21 protein-coding genes are annotated in these 18,252 nt (G+C 65.3%); 7 read left to right on the top strand and 14 right to left on the bottom strand.

Translation table 11 applies throughout. From position 1 onward, the window contains the following. Nucleotides 1-31: 31 nt before the first annotated feature. From XI04_RS19995 to purB, 3 genes are all read right to left on the bottom strand, one after another. Nucleotides 32-1,204, bottom strand: coding sequence for a M20 aminoacylase family protein (locus XI04_RS19995; protein ID WP_271610355.1), 1,173 nt, complete (start codon nt 1,202-1,204; stop codon nt 32-34). A gap of 106 nt (nt 1,205-1,310) precedes the next feature. Continuing rightward, the gene (locus tag XI04_RS19990) at nt 1,311-1,715 is read right to left on the bottom strand and encodes a hypothetical protein (protein WP_271610356.1); all 405 of its coding nucleotides are present in this window, start codon (nt 1,713-1,715) and stop codon (nt 1,311-1,313) included. A gap of 192 nt (nt 1,716-1,907) precedes the next feature. Continuing rightward, nucleotides 1,908-3,215, bottom strand: coding sequence for an adenylosuccinate lyase (purB, locus tag XI04_RS19985; RefSeq protein ID WP_038948031.1), 1,308 nt, complete (start codon nt 3,213-3,215; stop codon nt 1,908-1,910). A 563-nt stretch (nt 3,216-3,778) separates the two neighbouring features. Between purB and XI04_RS19980 the strand changes: the two genes are divergently transcribed. Next, nucleotides 3,779-4,366, top strand: a complete 588-nt coding sequence (locus tag XI04_RS19980; RefSeq protein WP_028142877.1) for a TetR family transcriptional regulator — start codon at nt 3,779-3,781, stop codon at nt 4,364-4,366. Between the two features lie 15 nt (nt 4,367-4,381). On the opposite strand, the gene XI04_RS19975 is transcribed toward XI04_RS19980, so the two are convergent. The 3 genes from XI04_RS19975 to XI04_RS19965 all read right to left on the bottom strand — a co-directional run bounded on the left by XI04_RS19975 (nt 4,382) and on the right by XI04_RS19965 (nt 6,826). Then, on the bottom strand, nt 4,382-4,690 hold the full coding sequence (locus tag XI04_RS19975; protein ID WP_018316558.1) for a hypothetical protein: 309 nt from the start codon (nt 4,688-4,690) through the stop codon (nt 4,382-4,384). A gap of 107 nt (nt 4,691-4,797) precedes the next feature. Next, nucleotides 4,798-5,448: a response regulator gene (locus XI04_RS19970; protein WP_028142878.1), complete on the bottom strand. Its 651-nt coding sequence runs from the start codon at nt 5,446-5,448 to the stop codon at nt 4,798-4,800. Between the two features lie 7 nt (nt 5,449-5,455). Continuing rightward, entirely contained in the window at nt 5,456-6,826 is a 1,371-nt protein-coding gene (locus XI04_RS19965) for a sensor histidine kinase (RefSeq protein WP_028142879.1), read from the bottom strand. Between the two features lie 199 nt (nt 6,827-7,025). Between XI04_RS19965 and XI04_RS19960 the strand changes: the two genes are divergently transcribed. The 5 genes from XI04_RS19960 (at nt 7,026) to XI04_RS19940 (ending at nt 11,409) form a co-directional block, all read left to right on the top strand. Further along, entirely contained in the window at nt 7,026-7,811 is a 786-nt protein-coding gene (locus tag XI04_RS19960) for a MotA/TolQ/ExbB proton channel family protein (RefSeq protein WP_028142880.1), read from the top strand. Continuing rightward, nucleotides 7,808-8,494 carry a hypothetical protein gene (locus tag XI04_RS19955; protein ID WP_028142881.1) on the top strand — a complete coding sequence of 229 codons (687 nt, stop codon included), beginning with the start codon at nt 7,808-7,810 and terminating at the stop codon, nt 8,492-8,494. Before XI04_RS19960 ends, XI04_RS19955 begins: the two co-directional genes overlap by 4 nt. Beyond that, a complete protein-coding gene (locus tag XI04_RS19950; RefSeq protein ID WP_028142882.1) occupies nt 8,487-9,092 on the top strand; it encodes a hypothetical protein in 606 nt (201 codons plus the stop codon). The genes XI04_RS19955 and XI04_RS19950 overlap by 8 nt, the downstream gene beginning before the upstream one ends. Before the next feature lie 131 nt (nt 9,093-9,223). Continuing rightward, a complete protein-coding gene (locus tag XI04_RS19945) occupies nt 9,224-9,964 on the top strand; it encodes a metallophosphoesterase family protein (protein WP_271610357.1) in 741 nt (246 codons plus the stop codon). A 5-nt stretch (nt 9,965-9,969) separates the two neighbouring features. Beyond that, complete coding sequence (locus XI04_RS19940; RefSeq protein ID WP_028142884.1) at nt 9,970-11,409, top strand: serine/threonine protein kinase; 1,440 nt, start codon at nt 9,970-9,972, stop codon at nt 11,407-11,409. A gap of 25 nt (nt 11,410-11,434) precedes the next feature. Here XI04_RS19940 and XI04_RS19935 read toward each other — a convergent pair whose 3' ends face one another. The 5 genes from XI04_RS19935 to XI04_RS19915 all read right to left on the bottom strand — a co-directional run bounded on the left by XI04_RS19935 (nt 11,435) and on the right by XI04_RS19915 (nt 13,266). After that, a complete protein-coding gene (locus tag XI04_RS19935) occupies nt 11,435-11,626 on the bottom strand; it encodes a hypothetical protein (RefSeq protein WP_028142885.1) in 192 nt (63 codons plus the stop codon). Between the two features lie 25 nt (nt 11,627-11,651). Beyond that, the gene (locus XI04_RS19930; protein WP_271610358.1) at nt 11,652-11,831 is read right to left on the bottom strand and encodes a hypothetical protein; all 180 of its coding nucleotides are present in this window, start codon (nt 11,829-11,831) and stop codon (nt 11,652-11,654) included. Nucleotides 11,832-11,836: 5 nt separating this feature from the next. Continuing rightward, nucleotides 11,837-11,980 carry a hypothetical protein gene (locus XI04_RS19925; protein ID WP_179879964.1) on the bottom strand — a complete coding sequence of 48 codons (144 nt, stop codon included), beginning with the start codon at nt 11,978-11,980 and terminating at the stop codon, nt 11,837-11,839. Nucleotides 11,981-12,145: 165 nt separating this feature from the next. After that, nucleotides 12,146-12,847: a ribulose-phosphate 3-epimerase gene (rpe, locus tag XI04_RS19920; RefSeq protein WP_028142886.1), complete on the bottom strand. Its 702-nt coding sequence runs from the start codon at nt 12,845-12,847 to the stop codon at nt 12,146-12,148. Next, nucleotides 12,844-13,266 carry a hypothetical protein gene (locus XI04_RS19915; RefSeq protein WP_244439157.1) on the bottom strand — a complete coding sequence of 141 codons (423 nt, stop codon included), beginning with the start codon at nt 13,264-13,266 and terminating at the stop codon, nt 12,844-12,846. The genes rpe and XI04_RS19915 overlap by 4 nt, the downstream gene beginning before the upstream one ends. On the opposite strand from XI04_RS19915, the gene XI04_RS19910 reads away from it, so the two are divergent. Further along, nucleotides 13,154-13,894: an EF-hand domain-containing protein gene (locus tag XI04_RS19910; protein ID WP_271623754.1), complete on the top strand. Its 741-nt coding sequence runs from the start codon at nt 13,154-13,156 to the stop codon at nt 13,892-13,894. The genes XI04_RS19915 and XI04_RS19910 overlap by 113 nt on opposite strands. Before the next feature lie 13 nt (nt 13,895-13,907). Here the strand turns inward: XI04_RS19910 and XI04_RS19905 are convergent, their stop codons facing one another. The 3 genes from XI04_RS19905 to XI04_RS19895 are packed head-to-tail and all read right to left on the bottom strand — an operon-like array spanning nt 13,908 to nt 18,033. Then, complete coding sequence (locus XI04_RS19905; protein ID WP_028142888.1) at nt 13,908-14,120, bottom strand: KTSC domain-containing protein; 213 nt, start codon at nt 14,118-14,120, stop codon at nt 13,908-13,910. 51 nt (nt 14,121-14,171) lie between these two features. Further along, nucleotides 14,172-15,167, bottom strand: coding sequence for a P1 family peptidase (locus tag XI04_RS19900; protein WP_028142889.1), 996 nt, complete (start codon nt 15,165-15,167; stop codon nt 14,172-14,174). 58 nt (nt 15,168-15,225) lie between these two features. After that, complete coding sequence (locus XI04_RS19895; RefSeq protein WP_028142890.1) at nt 15,226-18,033, bottom strand: PAS domain S-box protein; 2,808 nt, start codon at nt 18,031-18,033, stop codon at nt 15,226-15,228. Nucleotides 18,034-18,252 lie beyond the last annotated feature (219 nt).

Below are 18,252 nucleotides of genomic sequence, written 5' to 3'. Positions count from 1 at the left end.
CAATTGAAGCGGCCCCCGCTGAGGCGAGGGATTACCCCGCCGGCATCCGCGTCTCGACCAGACGCGCCCAGAACGAGGCGCCGTGGCCGAGGATGTTGTCGTTGAAGACGTAGGCCTGGTGATGGCACTCGTTGCCGTCGCCCATGCCGACCAGCACCATCGCGCCGGGACGCGCCTCCAGCATGAAGGAGAAGTCCTCGGCGCCCATCATCGGGATGAACTTGTCGTTGACGCGATCGGTGCCGACGATGTCGCGGGCGACGTCGGCGGCAAGGCCGGCCTCGCGCGCATGGTTCATCGTCACCGGATACATCCGCGTGTATTTCGTCTCGGCCGAGCCGCCATAGGCGCGGGCGACGCTCTCGGCGACTTCGCCGATGCGGCGCTCGACGAGATCGCGCACCTCGGGATCGAGCGTGCGCACGGTACCGCCTAGCTCGGCGACCTCCGGAATGATGTTGAAGGCGGTGCCGGAGTGGAATTGCGTGATCGAGATGACCGCCGACTTCAACGGATCGACGTTGCGCGCCACGATCGATTGCAGCGCGTTGACGATCTGCGAGCCGATCAGCACGCTGTCGACGGATTTGTGCGGACCCGCGCCGGCGTGGCCGCCCTTGCCGTGGACGGTGATCTGGATGTTGTCGGAGGAGGCGAGCATCGCACCGGGGGTCGTGGCGAAATGACCTTCCGGCAGGCCCGGCATGTTGTGCATGCCGTAGACCTCCTGGATGTTCCAGCGCGTCATCAACCCGTCCTCGACCATGGCCTTGCCGCCGCCGCCGCCTTCCTCGGCGGGCTGGAAGATCATGATCGCCGTGCCGTCGAAATTGCGCGTCTCGGCGAGATATTTGGCGGCACCCAGCAGCATCGCGGTGTGGCCGTCATGGCCGCAGGCGTGCATCTTGCCGGGGACCTTCGACGCATAAGGCACCCCCGAAGTCTCCATGATCGGCAGCGCGTCCATGTCGGCGCGGAGCCCAATGGTCTTGCCGGAGGCGGATTTGCGGCCGCGGATCACCCCGACGACGCCGGTGCGGCCGATACCCGTCACCACCTCGTCGCAGCCGAATTCGCGCAACTTCTCGGCGACGATGCCGGCCGTGCGGTGGACCTCGTAGAGCAATTCGGGGTTCTCGTGGAAGTCATGGCGCCAGGCGGCCATTTCGTCGGAGAGGGCGGCAACGCGGTTGACGATGGGCATGGGGATCCGTTTCTTCTGTGTTCGCAGGCGTCGATGGGCTGGAAGCGTACTCCGCGGCATCGCGGTCCGCAAATGGTCGCCGGGCTTTCGTCGCCCCGCTCCGTGGCTATAAGGTGCGGCAGCGATCCGCCGGGGACGAGGGCAAGCCATGAAGTTCGGACGCGACATTCTTGTGCTGGCGGCCTGCTTCTCGATCATGGCGCGCCCGGCCTTCGCCTGCGATGTCGGCCCGGCCACTGCCGTGATTGGATCGATCAGTCAGAAGATCCAGGCGGGGCAGATCAAGCGGATCGATCTTCAGAAGATCTCCGACCGGCTGCTCACCAGCATCCCGATCTCGCCGGAGCATTTTTCGAGCTACGCGAGCGGACGCAAGACGCAGGTCCTGACCGCGACCGACGCGACCGAACTGGCGGCAGCCGTCAAGACGCTGGCGCCTGTACAATTGTCTTACCAGCCCGATTTGCGCTGGCAGCTCGTCTTCCTCGATGACGCTGGCAACAAGCTGCACACGATCTTCTTCAGCAAGCGCTACGTGCAAGGGCGCGGCCGCGCGGGCTATGTCGACGGCAATATGTGCGGCTTCATCGCCGCCACCATCGGCAGCCCCGCGCTCGTGAAATGGCTGCAGAAGCGACTATGGACCGCAATTGCACGAGCCCCGGCAGCCACGAGCGTGGCTCCTGGGCGACGCAAGCGGTGCTCAGCTTTCGCCGAACACGCGCTTGAAGATCGTGTCGACGTGCTTGAGGTGATAGCCGAGGTCGAATTGCTCCTCGATCTCGGCGTCGGTGAGATATTTCTTCACCTCGGCGTCCTTCTTCAGCAGAACAAGGAAATCGCCTTCGCCGCGCCAGACCGGCATCGCGTTGCGCTGCACGAGCTTGTAGGCGTCCTCGCGGCTCGCGCCCTTCTGCGTGAGCGCCAGGAGCACGCGCTGCGAATGGACGAGGCCGCCGAGGCGGTCGAGGTTTTTCTGCATGTTGGCGGGATAGACCAGGAGCTTGTCGATCAGGCCGGCGAGGCGCACCAGCGCGAAGTCGAGCGTCACGGTGGCGTCAGGGCCCATCATGCGCTCGGCCGAGGAGTGCGAGATGTCGCGCTCGTGCCAGAGCACGACGTTCTCCAGGGCAGGCGTCACATAGGCGCGCACCATGCGGGAGAGGCCGGTGAGGTTCTCCGACAGCACCGGGTTGCGCTTGTGCGGCATCGCCGAGGAGCCCTTTTGTCCTTCCGAGAAGAACTCTTCGGCCTCCAGCACTTCGGTGCGCTGCATGTGGCGGATCTCGACCGCGATGCGCTCGACCGAAGAGGCGATCACGCCGAGCGTCGAGAAATACATCGCATGGCGGTCGCGCGGGATCACCTGGGTCGAGATCGGCTCGGGGACAAGGCCCATGGCTTTCGCAACGTGCTCTTCGACGCGCGGATCGATCTGCGCGAAGGTGCCGACGGCGCCTGATATGGCGCAGGTCGCGACTTCCTTCCGCGCCGCGATCAGGCGCTCCTTGGCGCGCGAGAATTCGGCATAGGCATAAGCGAGCTTGAGGCCGAAGGTCACGGGCTCGGCATGGATGCCGTGGCTGCGTCCGATGGTCGGCGTCATCTTGTGCTCGAAGGCGCGCTTCTTGAGTGCGGCCAGCACCTTGTCGAGGTCGGCGAGCAAGAGGTCGGCGGCGCGGGTGAGTTGGACGTTGAGGCAGGTGTCGAGCACGTCGGACGAGGTCATGCCCTGGTGGACGAAGCGCGCCTCGGGGCCGACGATCTCGGCGAGGTGAGTGAGGAAGGCGATGACGTCGTGCTTGGTCTCGCGCTCGATCTCGTCGATGCGGGCGACGTCGAAGGTGGCGTCCTTGGCCTTGGCCCAGACCGTTTTGGCGGCCTCTTTGGGGATGGTGCCGAGAGCGGCGAGGGCGTCCGCCGCATGCGCCTCGATCTCGAACCAGATCTTGAACCGGGTCTGCGGCTCCCAGATCGAGGCCATTTCCGGGCGGGTATAGCGGGGGATCATCTGACGGCTCCAGGAAGGTGGGCGGGCGGTCCCAAGGGGCGGCGCCGGCCAAAATGCTTTTTACGCCGTGATTTAACAGAGCAGGCAGGGCGAAACAAACGGTCTGGACCCCGGGAGAGGGGGATCGCCGAGCTATCCACCGGACCGGATGGCAGGGGATGGCGACGCCAGCCGCAAATATTAACTGTCAATCACGGATCATTGACTGACAGATATTGAAATCTGTCAGCGGGACGTGTATATCCCTTCTCGGACGCTCCGATTGGGCGTCCCGCGGTTACCTCCAGGGGGAGCCCGACATCCGAAATACCTCTCGGATCGAAGGTCGCCATCGAAGGGCGAGGGCCGTGGACGAATGGAGATATAAGAAAATGACGACCGAAATCATCAATCTCACCGGGGCGATTGGGCATTGGCTCAATTTGCTGGTGGCGCGCCAGATCGCGGCGCAGGCTGCAAAACTGCCTCATTAAGGCGAAAGCTTTCCGAAACGGCCGGCATGGGCGCTTCGGAAGCAGCTCTATCGCCGGATAACTGAGCCCAAACGGGAACATGGTGCTGGCATGAATGAAGCCGTTGTCTTGACGCCGGAGCGGATCCTCGAAGTGACCGAGGACGTCTTGCGGCGTTACGGACTTGCCAAGGCCACCGTGGTCGACGTTGCCCGTGCGCTCGATGTGAGCCACGGCAGCGTGTATCGCCATTTCCCGAGCAAGGCCTCGCTGCGCGAGGCCGTTGCCAAACGCTGGCTGGACCGCATCGACGCGCCGCTCCGCCAGATCGCTGCGGAGCAGGGCCCGGCGCCGGCGCGGCTCGACCGCTGGCTGCGGACGCTGTTCGCCGCCAAGCGTTCGCGTGTGCTCGACGACCCCGAGATGTTCGAGACCTATCTGACGCTGGCGCGCGAGGCCTGCGCGGCCGTCAAATGTCACAAGGACACCATGATCGACCAGATCTCGGCGATCCTGACTGACGGCGTGAAGCAGGGCGCATTCGCCATCGGCGACGTCAAGACCACTGCGCGCGCGATCTTCGATGCCACCGTCCGCTTCCACCATCCGGCGCATGCCGACGAGTGGAAGGATGCGGATCTCTCCGCGCGCGTCGATGCGACGCTCGCGCTGCTGCTGCGCGGCCTGAAGGCGGCCTAGACCCGGAGGCCTATCTCACCCTCTTGCCTTGTGAAGAAGCGCACTCTCCCGAACGGGGGGCGCGGCTGTCGCGTGCCTGCGCGGCTGAAACGCACCGCCGTTGGTCGCCGGTACGACTGGCGGGCTCTCCGGATATGCATTGACCGCGATTTCAACGGCATCCTTTGACCGCTTTCGAAGGCGGTAGAATGTCAGCTCCTGCTCGAGCATGGGGCAGCGGAAGTGGACGACGGCCGTATCGGGCAGGCGGCAAAGTTCATCGATGAGCTCGCCTACGGTGATGATCGGGGGATGGTCGACTGCCTTGTGATGAGCCTTACTCATGGCGATTCCTCCACTCTACTCCTAACCGGAGCCGGATGGCCTCCGTTCCATCGGGCCCGGCAGATTCGAAATCTTCAAGTGACGTGGGGAAAGCGGCAGCCCCGCTGCTAGATCTTCGTCAGCCCGCAGGTCGCGGCGAGCCGCACCAGCTGCGCGTCGGTGCGCGCGCCGGTCTTGGTCTTGATCAGATAGTGGTAGTTCTGCACTGTCTTCACACTGAGATTGAGGTGCGTCGCGATCTGCTCGGTGGTGGCGCCGCCGGCGAACTGGCGCAGGATCTCGATCTCCCGCTCGCCCAACTGATCCAGCGCTGAGCCCGCCGACAGACTGTCCTCGGCGAGGATATGCGCGATATCGTCGCTCATGGCCCGCTCGCCGCGCGCGACGGCGCGGATCGCGGTGACGACGGCGGACGGTTCGCTGCTCTTGGTGACGAAGCCGCTGGCCCCCGCGCTGAAGGCGGCTTTCACCAGCACGGCCTCGTTGTGCATGGTGAAGACGAGGATCCGCGCCCGCGGACTGCGCGCGCGGATGTTGCGGATCGCCTCCAGCCCGCTCGCGCCGGGCATCGAGATGTCGAGCAAGACGACATCGGGATCATGCGCCTTGAACGCACTGTAGGCGTCCGCGGCGTTGTCGGCCTCCGCCACGACATGCAGATCGCCTTGGCTTTCCAGCACGCGCCGATAGCCTTGGCGGACGATCGGGTGGTCGTCGACGAGCAGCACGGAGATGCCTGTTGCTGCAACCTCGCTCATTCCGCCCTCACGCGGCGAGCGGGATGGTGGCGGCGACACTGAGGCCGCCGCGGGCGGGCAGGATCGAGAGCGATCCGCCGGCCGCCGTGACGCGCTCGCGGATGCCGGTCAGGCCGAAGCCGGCAGATTGCGAGACGCGCTCCGCATCGCCGCCGCCGTCGTCCTCGACACGGATGAGCAGCGCGTCATCCTCGCCGGCCCGGCGTTCGATGCGCAAAGAGATCTCGCGCGCCGTACCGTGACGCAGCGCGTTGGTCAGGCATTCCTGTGCCACGCGATAGGCCGTGGTGGCGGCCGGACCGCTGATGTCAGTGAGGTCACCCCTGAGATCGAGCTGGATCGTCGGCCGCGCCGCGCTCTGTGAGCGCCAGCTGTCGACGAGATTGACGAGGCTTGCCTCGAGCCCGAGCTCCTCGGGCAGGGGATTGCGCAGACGCTTCAGCGCATCGCGGAGCGAGGCCATCAGATGATGGGTGGCCTGCGAGATCATGCGCGCGTCCTGCGCGATGCCATTATCCCGATTGTCCTTCGTGCTCGCCGTTTCGATCGTGTTGGCGAAGGCGAGAATGGCGGAAAGATTCTGCCCGAACTCGTCGTGCAGCTCGCGGGCGAGGGCGCGGCGCTCGTCGTCGCGGATCTCGATCAGGCGCCGCGTCAGCGCGGCGCGCTGCTCTGTGGCTTCCTCCAGCCGGCCGCCGAGCTCGTCGACGGCGCCGCCGATCATCGCCAGCTCCATGGAGCGGAAACGCGGGAGTTTGGTGCGATACTGCCCGCGCGCCATGCGCTGCAGGGCGGTCACGATCGTGCGCGCCGGTGCCAGCGCATGCGCGATCGCCAGCGAAGCCAGCAGCGCGATCGCCGCCGCCATCAACAGCGCGACGTCGATCACGTTGAGGATGTATTCCCAGGCGAGTGAGACGGCGGCCGCGGCATCCGGCGTCGCGACCACGGTGCCGGCGGTCGCGGCGCGGGGACTGACCGGCCGGACCACCTCGGCGTGGCTGCCGAGGAAGGTCGGCACGATCGCGGCGAACCAGCGCGGCGGGGTCTTGCCCAGCCCCTCGCTCTGGCCGCAGAGCGGCTTCTCGAATGCGGCAGCCGGCTGGAACTCGACGCAGACGCCGGGCGAGATCAGCTTCATGGTCTCCAGGGTGCGCCAGTCCGGAACGGGCAGGAGGTGCTCGCGCGCTCTGCTGCTGCGCAACAAAAGCTCGCGCCAATACAGCGCCTGAAGCGCCTGCGCGACCCGCTGCGCCGAGGCCGCAGTCGACCGGTCGACGCTGCGATAGGCGTCGAATGTGGCCCATATGGTTGCCGCGCCAAGGCACAGGGCTACGATAAGCAGCAGACGGGCGACAAGCTGAAGCACGAGGCGCATGCGATCACCCTCGACGTTTGATAAGCTCAGCCTAACAATGCCGCCGCGCCTTGCCAATTGCGGGGTGTGGCGGGATTGCAGCTCGGGCAAATTTCCCAAGCCGGATTGGGCATGGGTCTTTGGACCTGATACGACGGCTTTGATCTAATCGACCGGAAATCTTTGCAGGCCAATCGTTGCGGGCCGGGAGCAGTGCAGCATGAGTTCGATCACGATTGGACCGATCGCGGGAACCGCGACCGACCCATCCGAGCGCAGCGCGCTCCTGTTCTGGATGATCTTCACGGGGCTCTCGGTCTTCGCCGTCGTGCTGCTGTGGCGGTTCGGCCTGATCCATCTGATGCTGACCTCGGACCGGACCTACATTTCGAGCGTCATCGCGGTGCTCTATGTCCTGACCTGCGGCCACTGCTTCCTGCGCACGCGGGCGATCGCGCGTGAAGGCGCAGCGGCGCGGCGCTGCCGCGAGGCGCTCGCCGCGCCTGAGGGCGGCAAGGTGCTTGACGCGAGCGCGGCGGTGCTGCCGCGCGGGCTGGTGCGCGACCACATCCAGAGCCTGGTGACGAAAGCGGCCGCGCAGGACTACCGCCCGGTCGACCAGACGCTGCTGCTGCGGACGCTCGCGGACCGGCTGCGCGGCTCCAATGGATTCGGCGCCTTCGTCTCGGATACGCTGATGAAGCTCGGCCTGCTCGGCACCATCGTCGGCTTCATCATCATGCTGGCCCCGATCGCGGGGCTGGATGCCGCCGACAAGGTCGCGATGCGCTCCTCGATGGGGCTGATGAGCGACGGCATGGCGGTCGCGATGTACACGACGCTCGCCGGCCTCGTCGGCTCGATCCTGGTCCGTATCCAGTACTATATGCTGGATGCCGCGACCCAGCGGGTGTTCTCGGATGCGGTGGTGCTGACCGAGACCTATGTGACGCCGGTGCTGGAGCGCAAGGGGTCTGGAATCAAGGGTGTCGGAATCCCGTCATGATGGATGATTTCGGTCTCTATCCGCGCGAGGAGCCGTTCGATCCGCTGGGCGTGATGCTGTTCAAGGCGCTCCAGGTGATCGCGTTCCTGTTCTTTCTTGCGCTGCTCGCGGTCTCCCCTGATGCCAAGGAGGGCAAGATCGATTCCAAGGCCGAGTTCATGATCACGCTGGACTGGCCGGATAGCCACCCCGACGACCTCGACCTGTTCGTGCAGGATCCCGTCGGCAATATCGCCTGGTACCGCCATCGTGAGGCCGGCTTCCTGACCCTCGATCGCGACGACCGCGGCGGGGCCAACGACTTCATCATGGTCAACGGCAAGAAGATCGCCTCGCCGATCCGCGAGGAGATCGTCACGGTGCGCGGCATCGTCGCCGGCGAATACACCGTCAACGTCTCGCATTTCGTGGCGACGACCGGCGAACCCGTCACGGCCAATGTGAAGGTGCAGAAGCTCAATCCGACCGCGCAGGTGGTCTTCGACAACAAGTTCACGCTCGACCACACCGGCGACGAGAAGACCGCGGTGCGGTTCCGGCTCGATGCCGAGGGCAAGGTCGTCAATGTGGACCAGCGGCCGAAATCGCTGCTGGAGACGTTCCGCACCGGGTGGCGCAACGGCGCCGATCTCGACCCGAGGACCGGTGTGAGCAACAACGCTGCGAGGGTGCGCCGTGACTAGCCTGCAAACGGTCATCCTCACGCTGTCGCTCGCCTACGCCGTGATCGGCGCGCTGCTGCTGGTCGTGCTGGTCTACGCGCGGCTGCACTGGTCGCTGAAGGCGATCGCCGTGGTCGTGACCAGCGCCTTCTACGTCGTCAGCTTCACCGAAATGCGCGGGCTGCTCGGTTGGGCCAGTGCCGACCGGCTGCCGGCGACTTTCAAGCTGCTGAAGGCCCGCATCGTCGAGCCGCATTCGCTTCAGGGTGATCCCGGCTCGATCTATCTGTGGGTCGAGCAGCTCGACGAGGACAATCGCCCGAGCGGCATCCCGCGCGCCTTCCGCGTGCCCTACGACGACAGGCTCGCCGACAAGACCCATGCCGCGGAGAACGAGATCGCGTTGGGACATCCGCAAGGCGGCCGCGCCGCTGATTTCGGCGGCGGCGATGGCAGCCTCATCGACATGGTCCGCGAATATGTGACGCCCAAGACCATTTTGGAGACCACCGGCGGCGATTCCTCGACCGGCGAATTCATCGCCCCGCCGGCCGGCGCGCAAGGCGTGAGCTTCACCCCGCTGCCGCCGCCCCGGATGCCGCCAAAGGACGAGCAATAGGCTCATCATCATCACCGCAAGATCATCACCGCAAGGCTGCGCTGGTAATCGGCGCGGCGCTGGCGCATGGTTTTGACCTCCCTCAATTTGGCCTTACCGGCCTTCAATAAGAATTGGAGGGTGGAGGGTGCGTGCTCCTAGCTGTCTTTTCGGATATCCACGGCAACAGGCAGGCCTTCGAGGCCTGCCTGAAGGTTGCCCGTGCGAAGGGCGCTGAGCGGTTCGTCCTGCTCGGCGATTTCGTCGGCTATGGCGCCGATCCGGAATGGGTGGTGGATACCGCGATGGAGCTCGTTGCCCAGGGTGCGATCGCCGTGCGCGGCAATCACGACCAGGCGGTCAATTCCCCGACGGAGACCATGAACGCCGAGGCGCAAATCGCGATCGAATGGACCCGCGGCCGGCTTGATAGCGCGCAGAGGCGGTTCCTGACCGAACTGCCGATGCTGGTGGAGGATAGCGATCGTCTCTTCGTGCATTCGGAAGCCTCCAACCCCCAGCGCTGGCACTATGTCCGCTCGACGGTGGACGCCGCCAAGAGCCTGATTGCAACGCCCGCTCATGTCACGTTTTGCGGCCACATCCATCGTCCCGCGCTCTATTCGATGTCGGTGACGGCCAAGATGACGAGCTTCGTTCCGAAGACCGACGTCCCGGTGCAGCTTCTGCGCGGCCGGCAATGGCTCGCCGTGCTCGGTGCGGTCGGCCAGCCCCGCGACGGCGATCCGTCTGCGGCCTTCGTATTGTTCGACACCGAGACGTGCCAGATCACCTACTGCCGCGCGCCCTATGACATCGAGACCGCGGCGGACAGGATTCGCGACAACGGCCTGCCGCACTGGCTCGCCGACCGGCTCTCGCAGGGGCGCTGACGGCGATGCCGAAGCCCCTGGTCAAATCCGGCGCGTTGATCGATGGTTACACCATCGGTGAATGCGTTCATGCCGGCGGCATGGCGACGTTGTGGACGGTCACCCATCCCGGCATCGACGTGCCCTTGCTGATGAAGATTCCGCGGGTGTCGGAGGGCGAGGATCCCGCCGCGATCGTCTCCTTCGAGATGGAGATGATGATCTTGCCGCGGCTGGCGGGTCCGCACGTCCCGGCCTGTTTCGGCACCGGCGATTTCGCGCACCAGGCCTATGTCGTGATCGAGCGCATCGGCGGGACCACGCTCTACAAGCGGCTGCCCGACCTGCCGTTGCCTTACGACGAGGCGCGGCAGCTCGTCGCCAAGATCGCAACCGCGCTTGCCGATCTCCACCGCCAGAACGTGATCCATCACGACATCAAGCCGAGCAGCATCATGTTCCGCGATAGCGGCGAGGCGGTTCTGATCGACTACGGCCTGTCGCATCACAACCACCTGCCGGATCTCCTGCAGGAGGAATTCCGCCTGCCTTACGGCACCGCGCCCTACATGGCGCCCGAGCGGCTGTCAGGGGTGCGCGACGATCAGCGCAGCGATCTGTTTTCGCTCGGCGTGCTGCTCTATTTCTTCACGACTGGCGAGCGGCCCTTCGGCGAGGGCGAGACGATGCGCGCGATGCGGCGCCGGCTGTGGCGCGATCCGTATCCGCCGCGAAGCTTGCGCGCCGACTACCCGCCCTGGCTTCAGGAGGTGGTGTTGCGATGTCTCGAGATCGAGCCGGTGTGGCGCTATCCGACGGCGTCGCAGCTCGCCTTCGATCTCGCCCATCCGGACCAGGTCAAGCTCACCGCGCGCTCGGAGCGGGTGAAGCGCGACCCCATCGGCGTCGCTTGGCGGCGCCGCTTCAACCAGGGCGTCATGGCGCCGCGCGCGAAATCGGATGTTGCCGCTCAAATCGCATCGAGCCCTATCCTCGCCGTCGCGCTCGACACCGTGGAAGGCGCACCGGAGTTGAACGAGGCGCTGCGCGTGACCACCGAGCGCATCCTTGCCACCTTGCCGTCAGCGCGGCTTGCCTGTGTCAACGTGCTCAAGCTGAACCGGATCGCGATCGACCGTACCCTGGACGAGCAGGGGTCCAACAAGCATATCGACCGCCTGGTCGCGCTCAGGCATTGGGCGACGCCGCTCAAGCTGGATGAGAGCCGGCTGTCGGCTCATGTGCTGGAGGCGGTCGATCCCGCCGCCGCGATCCTGGAGTTCGCCGAGGTCAACCAGGTCGACCACGTCATCATCGGCGCGCGGCAGGGCTCGTTCAGGCGCACGCTGCTCGGCAGCGTCTCGGCCAAGGTGGCTTCGGAAGCGGCCTGCACCGTCACCGTGGTACGGCCGCCGCGGATGGCGGGGGAAGCCGGCGAGCCCAATGCCGGCGAAGTGCCGGGATAGGCCGCCTGGCCGATTTGAGGCTGGATCAGGCCGCGTGGGCGGAGTGAGCGGTGCGCTTGCGGCGGATCGGCCAACAGAATTGCGGGCCGGGCCCGCCGTGATCTGCGCTGCCGCCGAAATACTGGATGATCTCGCGGCAGGGCTCGCAACTGAACAGGTTACGCGACGCGGATGCCTTGGTCATTTCCTTGAGGCAGTTCGGGCAGTGCGGTTTCATGGGAGGTGGTCCGGAAAAGAGTGTCTCAGTGTCGGCGCTGCGACGGGAACGAATGATCGAGGTCCGAATTGTCGAGCCCGGCATCCTCGCCGAGTGCGCCATCGGCACGCTCGAGGCGGCCGAAGAAATAGTCGAGGCCCGGATGCGGGCGGCGGGGGATGCGGCACCTGCGCTTCGGCTGGCGCTTCACGAGTGCGATCTGCATGGCGCTCAGCCCCGGCGACGATGAAGGTGGATGATGCGGGCACAAGCCGCGGTCTTCACCGGTCGTGCGACAAAGAGGCTGCGAGTTGCAATCGCCGCGTTGAACCCGAACCACAACGCTACGCCAGTCCAGACCAGGGTCGTCGTCATGATGTGCTCCCGTCAAAAGCAGGCAGGAGTCACTTGCGGTGATTTGCGCGAATCAGTGAAGTCCGGATGAGTACGGATCAAGAGTGCAATTTTAGGCAATACGCGTCACAACACCCGTAAAAGCCGCGGGATTTTCCGCCGTCCGCCCATGCCGTTTGATCCAGCTCAAATCGCTTCGCCGCGAGCTCCTAGCGCGGCATTGCGGATCGCGGCGATGTTGGTCTTGTAGGCTTCCTGCGTGCCGCCCCTGAACACGGATGTGCCGGCGACGAAGGCGTTGGCGCCGGCCGCGGCGAGCGCGCCTGCAACATCGGGGCCGACGCCGCCATCAACCTCGATATCGATCGGGCGTCCGGCCGTCATCGCGCGGATGTCGCGGATCTTGCCGATCGCGGAAGGGATGAAGGCCTGGCCGCCGAAGCCGGGATTGACCGACATCACCAGCACGAGGTCGACGAGGTCGAGGACATATTCGAGCGTGCTGACCGGGGTGCCGGGATTGAGCGAGACGCCGGCCTTCTTGCCGAGCGCGCGGATCGCCTGGAGCGAGCGGTGCAAATGCGGACCGGCCTCCGCATGCACGGTGATGTGGTCGCAGCCGGCTTTCGCAAAGGCCTCGAGATAGGGGTCACAGGGCGAGATCATCAGGTGCGCGTCGAACACCTTCTTCGTGTGCGGGCGCATCGCCTTGATGACGTCGGGACCGTAGGAGATGTTGGGAACGAAGTGACCGTCCATCACGTCGAGATGGATCCAGTCCGCGCCGGCGGCGTCGACGCTGCGCACCTCCTCGCCGAGCCTGGAGAAGTCCGAGGCCAGGATCGAGGGCGCGATTGCCAGGGGGCGGGGGGCGAAGGCTTGGGTCATGGCGCGGTTTCCCGTGGCGGCCGAAAGAAGATTGGGCCTCGCCTAACATGGGCCTCCGTGGCGGGCAATGCAGGGCAGGCGTGCTTCCTGTGGGCGGAAATTTCTGCCGCGACCGGCATGAATTGCCGGTGTTCCCGCGCCGTCCAAGGCGCGGTGGCGGCGGATTTCATTGAACTTTTTGCGCTGGCACGACGCTTGCTGACGTTACCCGACAGAACATTGGCCGCGGCATGCCGCGTCGGTTGGAGTTGTGCAATGCTGTTAGCCCTTGGCGCCGTGTCCAGCGCGCTCGACGCGATCCAGTCGCTGACGAACTCGAAGTCGTCCTCGTCGACGCAGAAGGCCGGGTCAACGCAGAAGGCCGGATCTTCGCAAGGCGCAACCAACCCGTTCGCGATCGACAGCAGCACGGGCAGCATGACGACCTCATTGGTCGGCTCAGGCAGTCCTCCACAGATCGCGCCGGAGACCATGAACGCGCTGCTCGCCGCGCAGAGCCAGTCGACCGACGGCGCGAGCAGTTCGGCGAGCTCGACCTCGTCGAGTTCGTCGTCCTCGATGTCGAAGGGCCGGGAGACTGCGCTCAAGGATCTGTTCTCGCAGATCGATGCGGACGGCGACGGCAGCATTACCAAGTCCGAGTTCGAGGACGCGCTGGGCGCCGGCGGCACCAACCTCGCGCAGGCCGACGATGTCTTCTCGAAGCTGGATGCGAATGCCGACGGCAACGTCAGCCTTGACGAGATGTCGAAGGCGCTGAAGAGCGGCTACGGACACCATCACGCGCAAGGCGCCGGCGGCGCGGGCGATGGATCGGATTCCTCGTCGAAGTCCGGCGGCGGATCGACCTCGACCACGACGACCGCTGCCGACGGCTCGACCACGACGACCGTCACCTATGCCGACGGCTTCAAGATGTCGACGACGGTGCCGGGCGCCTCCAGCCCCCGCAACTCGGCTTACGATCTGTTCGCGCAGTTGATGCAGCAGCAAGGCGGGCAGGGTTCTTCGGCGGCTGCCGGTTCGTCGATGTCGATGAGCGTGTGAGCGGCATCCGAGATTAGCCGGCATATTCCTGCGTGATGTCACGATAGGCGTACCGGTCGCGGATTTCGTGGTTGAAGAACGCCCCCTTTGAGCGCGTTTCCCTGAACGCGGCGGCGACCTCGGGCGGAACATCCTCGTAGACATAGAGGCGTCCGCTGACGAAAGCCACCTTCAGCTCGCGCGTATCCGGCGCATAGCAAAAGAAGCGGATCACGGAAGACGGCATGGCGGTACACCTTCGCCCGCCAGGATAACGCCGTATCCGTCGTTTCGGTTTCTAGCCGAACCGGTCCTTCCAGGACGGCTGCGCCCCCGGGAACGGCAGCGCGGCCGCGCTATAGACGCCGCGGGCGATTGCGCGTGCGACCACGTTGGCCGCGACGGTGCCGAGTTCGGTGAGGCCGACCAGCGGATCGATCGGCTTCTCACCGGTCGCGGCCGCAAACAGCACGTCTCCGTCGGTCGGTGCATGCACCGGATAGATCGCCCGGGCGAATCCGGTGTGCGCGATCATCGCGAGCCGCTTGGCCTGGGGCTTGGTCAGCACTGCGTCGGTGACGACGGCGCCAATGGTGGTGTTTTCGCGCGCGTTCGCGGAAGGACCGCCCTTGATGCGCATGCGGAGCATGTCGTCGGTGAACTTGTCCGGCAGGCCACGTCCGCCGAACTCGCCGTTCACCTCGAACGGCGCCGCCCAGAACCAGGGTCCGTTGCCGACGGTGACGCTTCCCACCGCGTTGACGGCGACGATCGCGGCGACCTTGACGCCATCAGGCGTTACCGCCGAGGCCGAGCCGAGCCCGCCCTTGAACGTTGCGGTGGTGGCACCGAGGCCGGCGCCGGCGCTGCCGATCGCAAAGTCAGTGCCGGCGGCGGCCGCCGCGGCGTAGCCGAGGTCGCGATAGGGCGAGAACCGTCCCCAGGCCTTGTCGCCCCCATTGAGCAGATCGAACAGGATCGCGCCCGGCACGATCGGGATCAGTGCTTCCCGAACCCGGTGGCCGCGGCCCTGCTCGGCGAGCCAGGCCTGCACTCCGCCGCCGGTATCGAGGCCAAACGCGGAACCGCCTGACAGTGCGATCGCGTCGATGCGCTCGACGGTGTTGGCGAGATCGAGCAGCGCGTCCTCGCGCGTGCCGGGGCCGCCGCCGCGGACGTCGATCGCCGCGACCGCCGGCTGGTCGAAGATGATCGCGGTCGTGCCGGAGGCCACTTTCGTATCTTCGGCATGGCCGACGCGGACGCCGGCAATATCGGTGAGCAGATTTTTCAAGGCGGCCTCATCGTTGAGTGCAGTTCGCGAACTGCGATAGCGCAGAGAGGACGCAGGCTCAACTCGCCAGTGCCGTCCTGAGCATCTTGGCAAGCTCGGACTTGCGGTAGGGCTTTGCCAGCAGCAGCACGCCGGAATCCAGCCGGCCGTGGTGGACGATGGCGTTCTCGGTGTAGCCCGAGGTGAACAGCGTCTTGAGGTCGGGGCGGCGGCGGGCGGCTTCATCGGCAAGCTGGCGGCCGTTCATGTTGCCCGGCATGATGATATCGGTGAAGAGCAGGTCGATGGTCTTGTCGTTGTCGATGATGGTCAGGGCCTCCGCGCCGTTGGCGGCCTCGAGCGCGGTGTAGCCGAGGCTCTTGACCTGGGTCACCACGTATTGCCGCACCAGTGCGTCGTCCTCGACGATCAGGATCTTCTCGTCGCCGCCCGTGATGGGCGCGTTCTGGAGCACTTCGATCTCGGTCTCCTGCACGCCGCTCGAGCGCGGCAGGTAGATCTTGACGCTCGTGCCGTGGCCTTCCTCGCTGTAGATCTTGATGTGGCCGCCGGACTGCTTGACGAAGCCGAACACCATGCTGAGCCCAAGCCCGGTACCCTTGCCAACCTCCTTGGTGGTGAAGAAGGGGTCGAACACCCGGTCGATCAACTCCGGCGGAATTCCGGAGCCGGTGTCGCTGACCGCGATCATCACGTAACTGCCGGCGACCATGTCGGCATTCATGCTGGCATAGCCGTCGTCGAGGAAGACGTTGCGGGTCTCCAGCACCAGGGTGCCGCCATCGGGCATCGCGTCACGCGCGTTCAGCGCGAGATTGAGGATCGCCGTGGAAAGCTGGCCGGGGTCGACCAGAGCCGGCCATGCATCCTCGGTGAGCTGCGGCATGATGGTGATCTGCTCGCCCAGAGTGGGGTGCAACAGCTTGGCGGCTTCGAGTGCCAGCGCATTGACGTCGATCTCGCGGGGCTGGAGCGGCTGCTTGCGGGCGAAGGCAAGCAGGTGCTTGGTCAGCTGCGCGCCGCGCTCGGCGGCGTCGTCGATCAGCTTGGTGATCGCAGCCAGCTCGGGCCGGTCGGCGACCGCGTCGGACAAGATGCCGATCGTGCCGGTGATGACGGTCAGCACGTTGTTGAAATCGTGAGCGACGCCGCCGGTCAACTGACCGATGGAATCCATTTTCTGGACCTGCCGGAACTGGGCTTCGGCGGCCTGCTTCTCCGTGAGATCCCGGCCGATGAAGAAGTGACGCTTCACCGGCTCGGACCAGGTGCCCATCCAGTTCAGCGTGACCTCGTGACCGTCGTAGTGATAGTAGCGCGCCTCGAAGCTGCGCTTGACCGCGCCGCGCCGCGCCGCGCGCATCTCCTCCCGGGTTCTATCGAGGTCGTCGGGGTGAATGAACTCGGTGGCGCTGTGCCCGATCAGATCTTCCGGGCTGAAGCCCAGGATGTCCTTCACGCTTGGGCTGACCTGGATGAAATTGCCGAAACCGTCGGTGACCAGGATCAGGTCCTGCGAAGTCTCGAAGATGCGCTGGCGCTCCTCGATCTCGCGGCGAAGCTTTTCCCTGGATTGCTTCTCCTCGGTGATGTCGTGGGCGATCTTGGAGGCGCCGATGATCTCGCCGCTCTCCGCCCGAAGTGGCGAGACGTTGAGGACGACGTCGAGCGCGCGACCATCCTTCCTGAGACGGACCGTCTCGTGCTGGGCAATCGACTCGTTGCTGCTGATGCGATTGAGAATGCTCCTGACTTCGGGCTTGCGATCCTCAGGCACGATGATGTCGATCGGCTTGCCGACGGCCTCTGCGGCGGAATAGCCGAACAGGTGCTCGGCGGCACGGTTCCAGCCGGTGATGGCGCCGTTGAGCGACTGGGTGATGATGGCGTCGTTGGAGGATTCGACGACGGCGCCATACAGGGCGAGGCGCTTGCCGTAGAAGTCGCGATCCGACGCCGATTGCTCGCGCAGCCTGCCGACAAGACCCACCGTCCGGGCCTGGAGGCGAACGTTCTCGATCAACAGCACCGCCAGCACGAAGCTCGACGCGCAGAGGCCATAGAGACGGCCGGCGTAGAAACCGAGATCGAAGCGCACGACGTTGACGATCGCAGACAGCGCGATGTCGAACAGCCATGCGCACATCACGACCATGAGCCATATGTCGATCACCGAATGCGGACGCCGGAACCACAGTGAAACGAGCGCGGCGAAGCTCAGTGACCAAACAAAGGAAACGACCCCGATCATGGTCGGTGTGTATCGGCTGTCGCGGAGCAGGACCGGCAACAGATCGTGCTGGGCGGTGACGATCCAGGTGAAGGCAGCCATGGTCGCGACGACGCCGAGCACGATGGCGTAGATCACGTTGCTTGTCGTGCCCCGGACCCTGGGGCCGCCGTCCTTTTCCTTCAGCCAGGCATAGCCCAGCACGAACAGAGGGAAGGCGCCGTGCCAGACCATGTAGAGCCAGACCGTGGTCTGACTGCCGGCGCCAAACAGCCCGGTCGGCGCGAACAGGCCGGGAAAGGTGAGGGCATGGACCAGCGCTGCCGCGGCGGTGAACAGGTAGCCGGTCGACAGCCACAACAGGGCGCGGGTCCGCAGCACCGAAAACTGCGACAGCAGCAGCACAGCCGTGATGATGTCGCTCACCGCCAGGGCGGATTGGTAGCTCGCGACGAAGGCGGGGACCGGCGGCAGCTGGATACCTGCAAACGGCACGGCCAAGGCGAACAGGATCGAAGAGATGCCGACGATCCACATTGCCGCGGTCCGGTCGGCCGATGCGGCCGGCAGAGTTGAAAGAAATGTGCTTCGGTCGATCGCAGGCACGTTCATCTCATGCAGACCCGTTTTGAGCATCTCCGCAGTTCCAGGATACGGCAGACTTGACGGCCCCCCACGGTAGCCCGTTCCGGGCGCGTGTCGTGAACTGTTGCAGTGACGACTCAACCGAAGGTTACAGCTTACTTAATTTTGGTGGGAGCGCGGAATAGGGATCGGGTAAGATGCGCTTTACTGGGCGGTGTCATAATGCCCTGCCGCCGCGGCGGGTTCCAGGTTTGAATCATACGATTTGGA

Origin of the sequence: Bradyrhizobium sp. CCBAU 11430, from assembly GCF_028128855.1 — a bacterium.
In the GTDB taxonomy this organism is placed as follows: domain Bacteria; phylum Pseudomonadota; class Alphaproteobacteria; order Rhizobiales; family Xanthobacteraceae; genus Bradyrhizobium; species Bradyrhizobium ottawaense.
The sequence above is the reverse complement of the archived record's forward strand: the minus strand, read 5'-3'. Positions and strand labels throughout refer to the sequence as shown.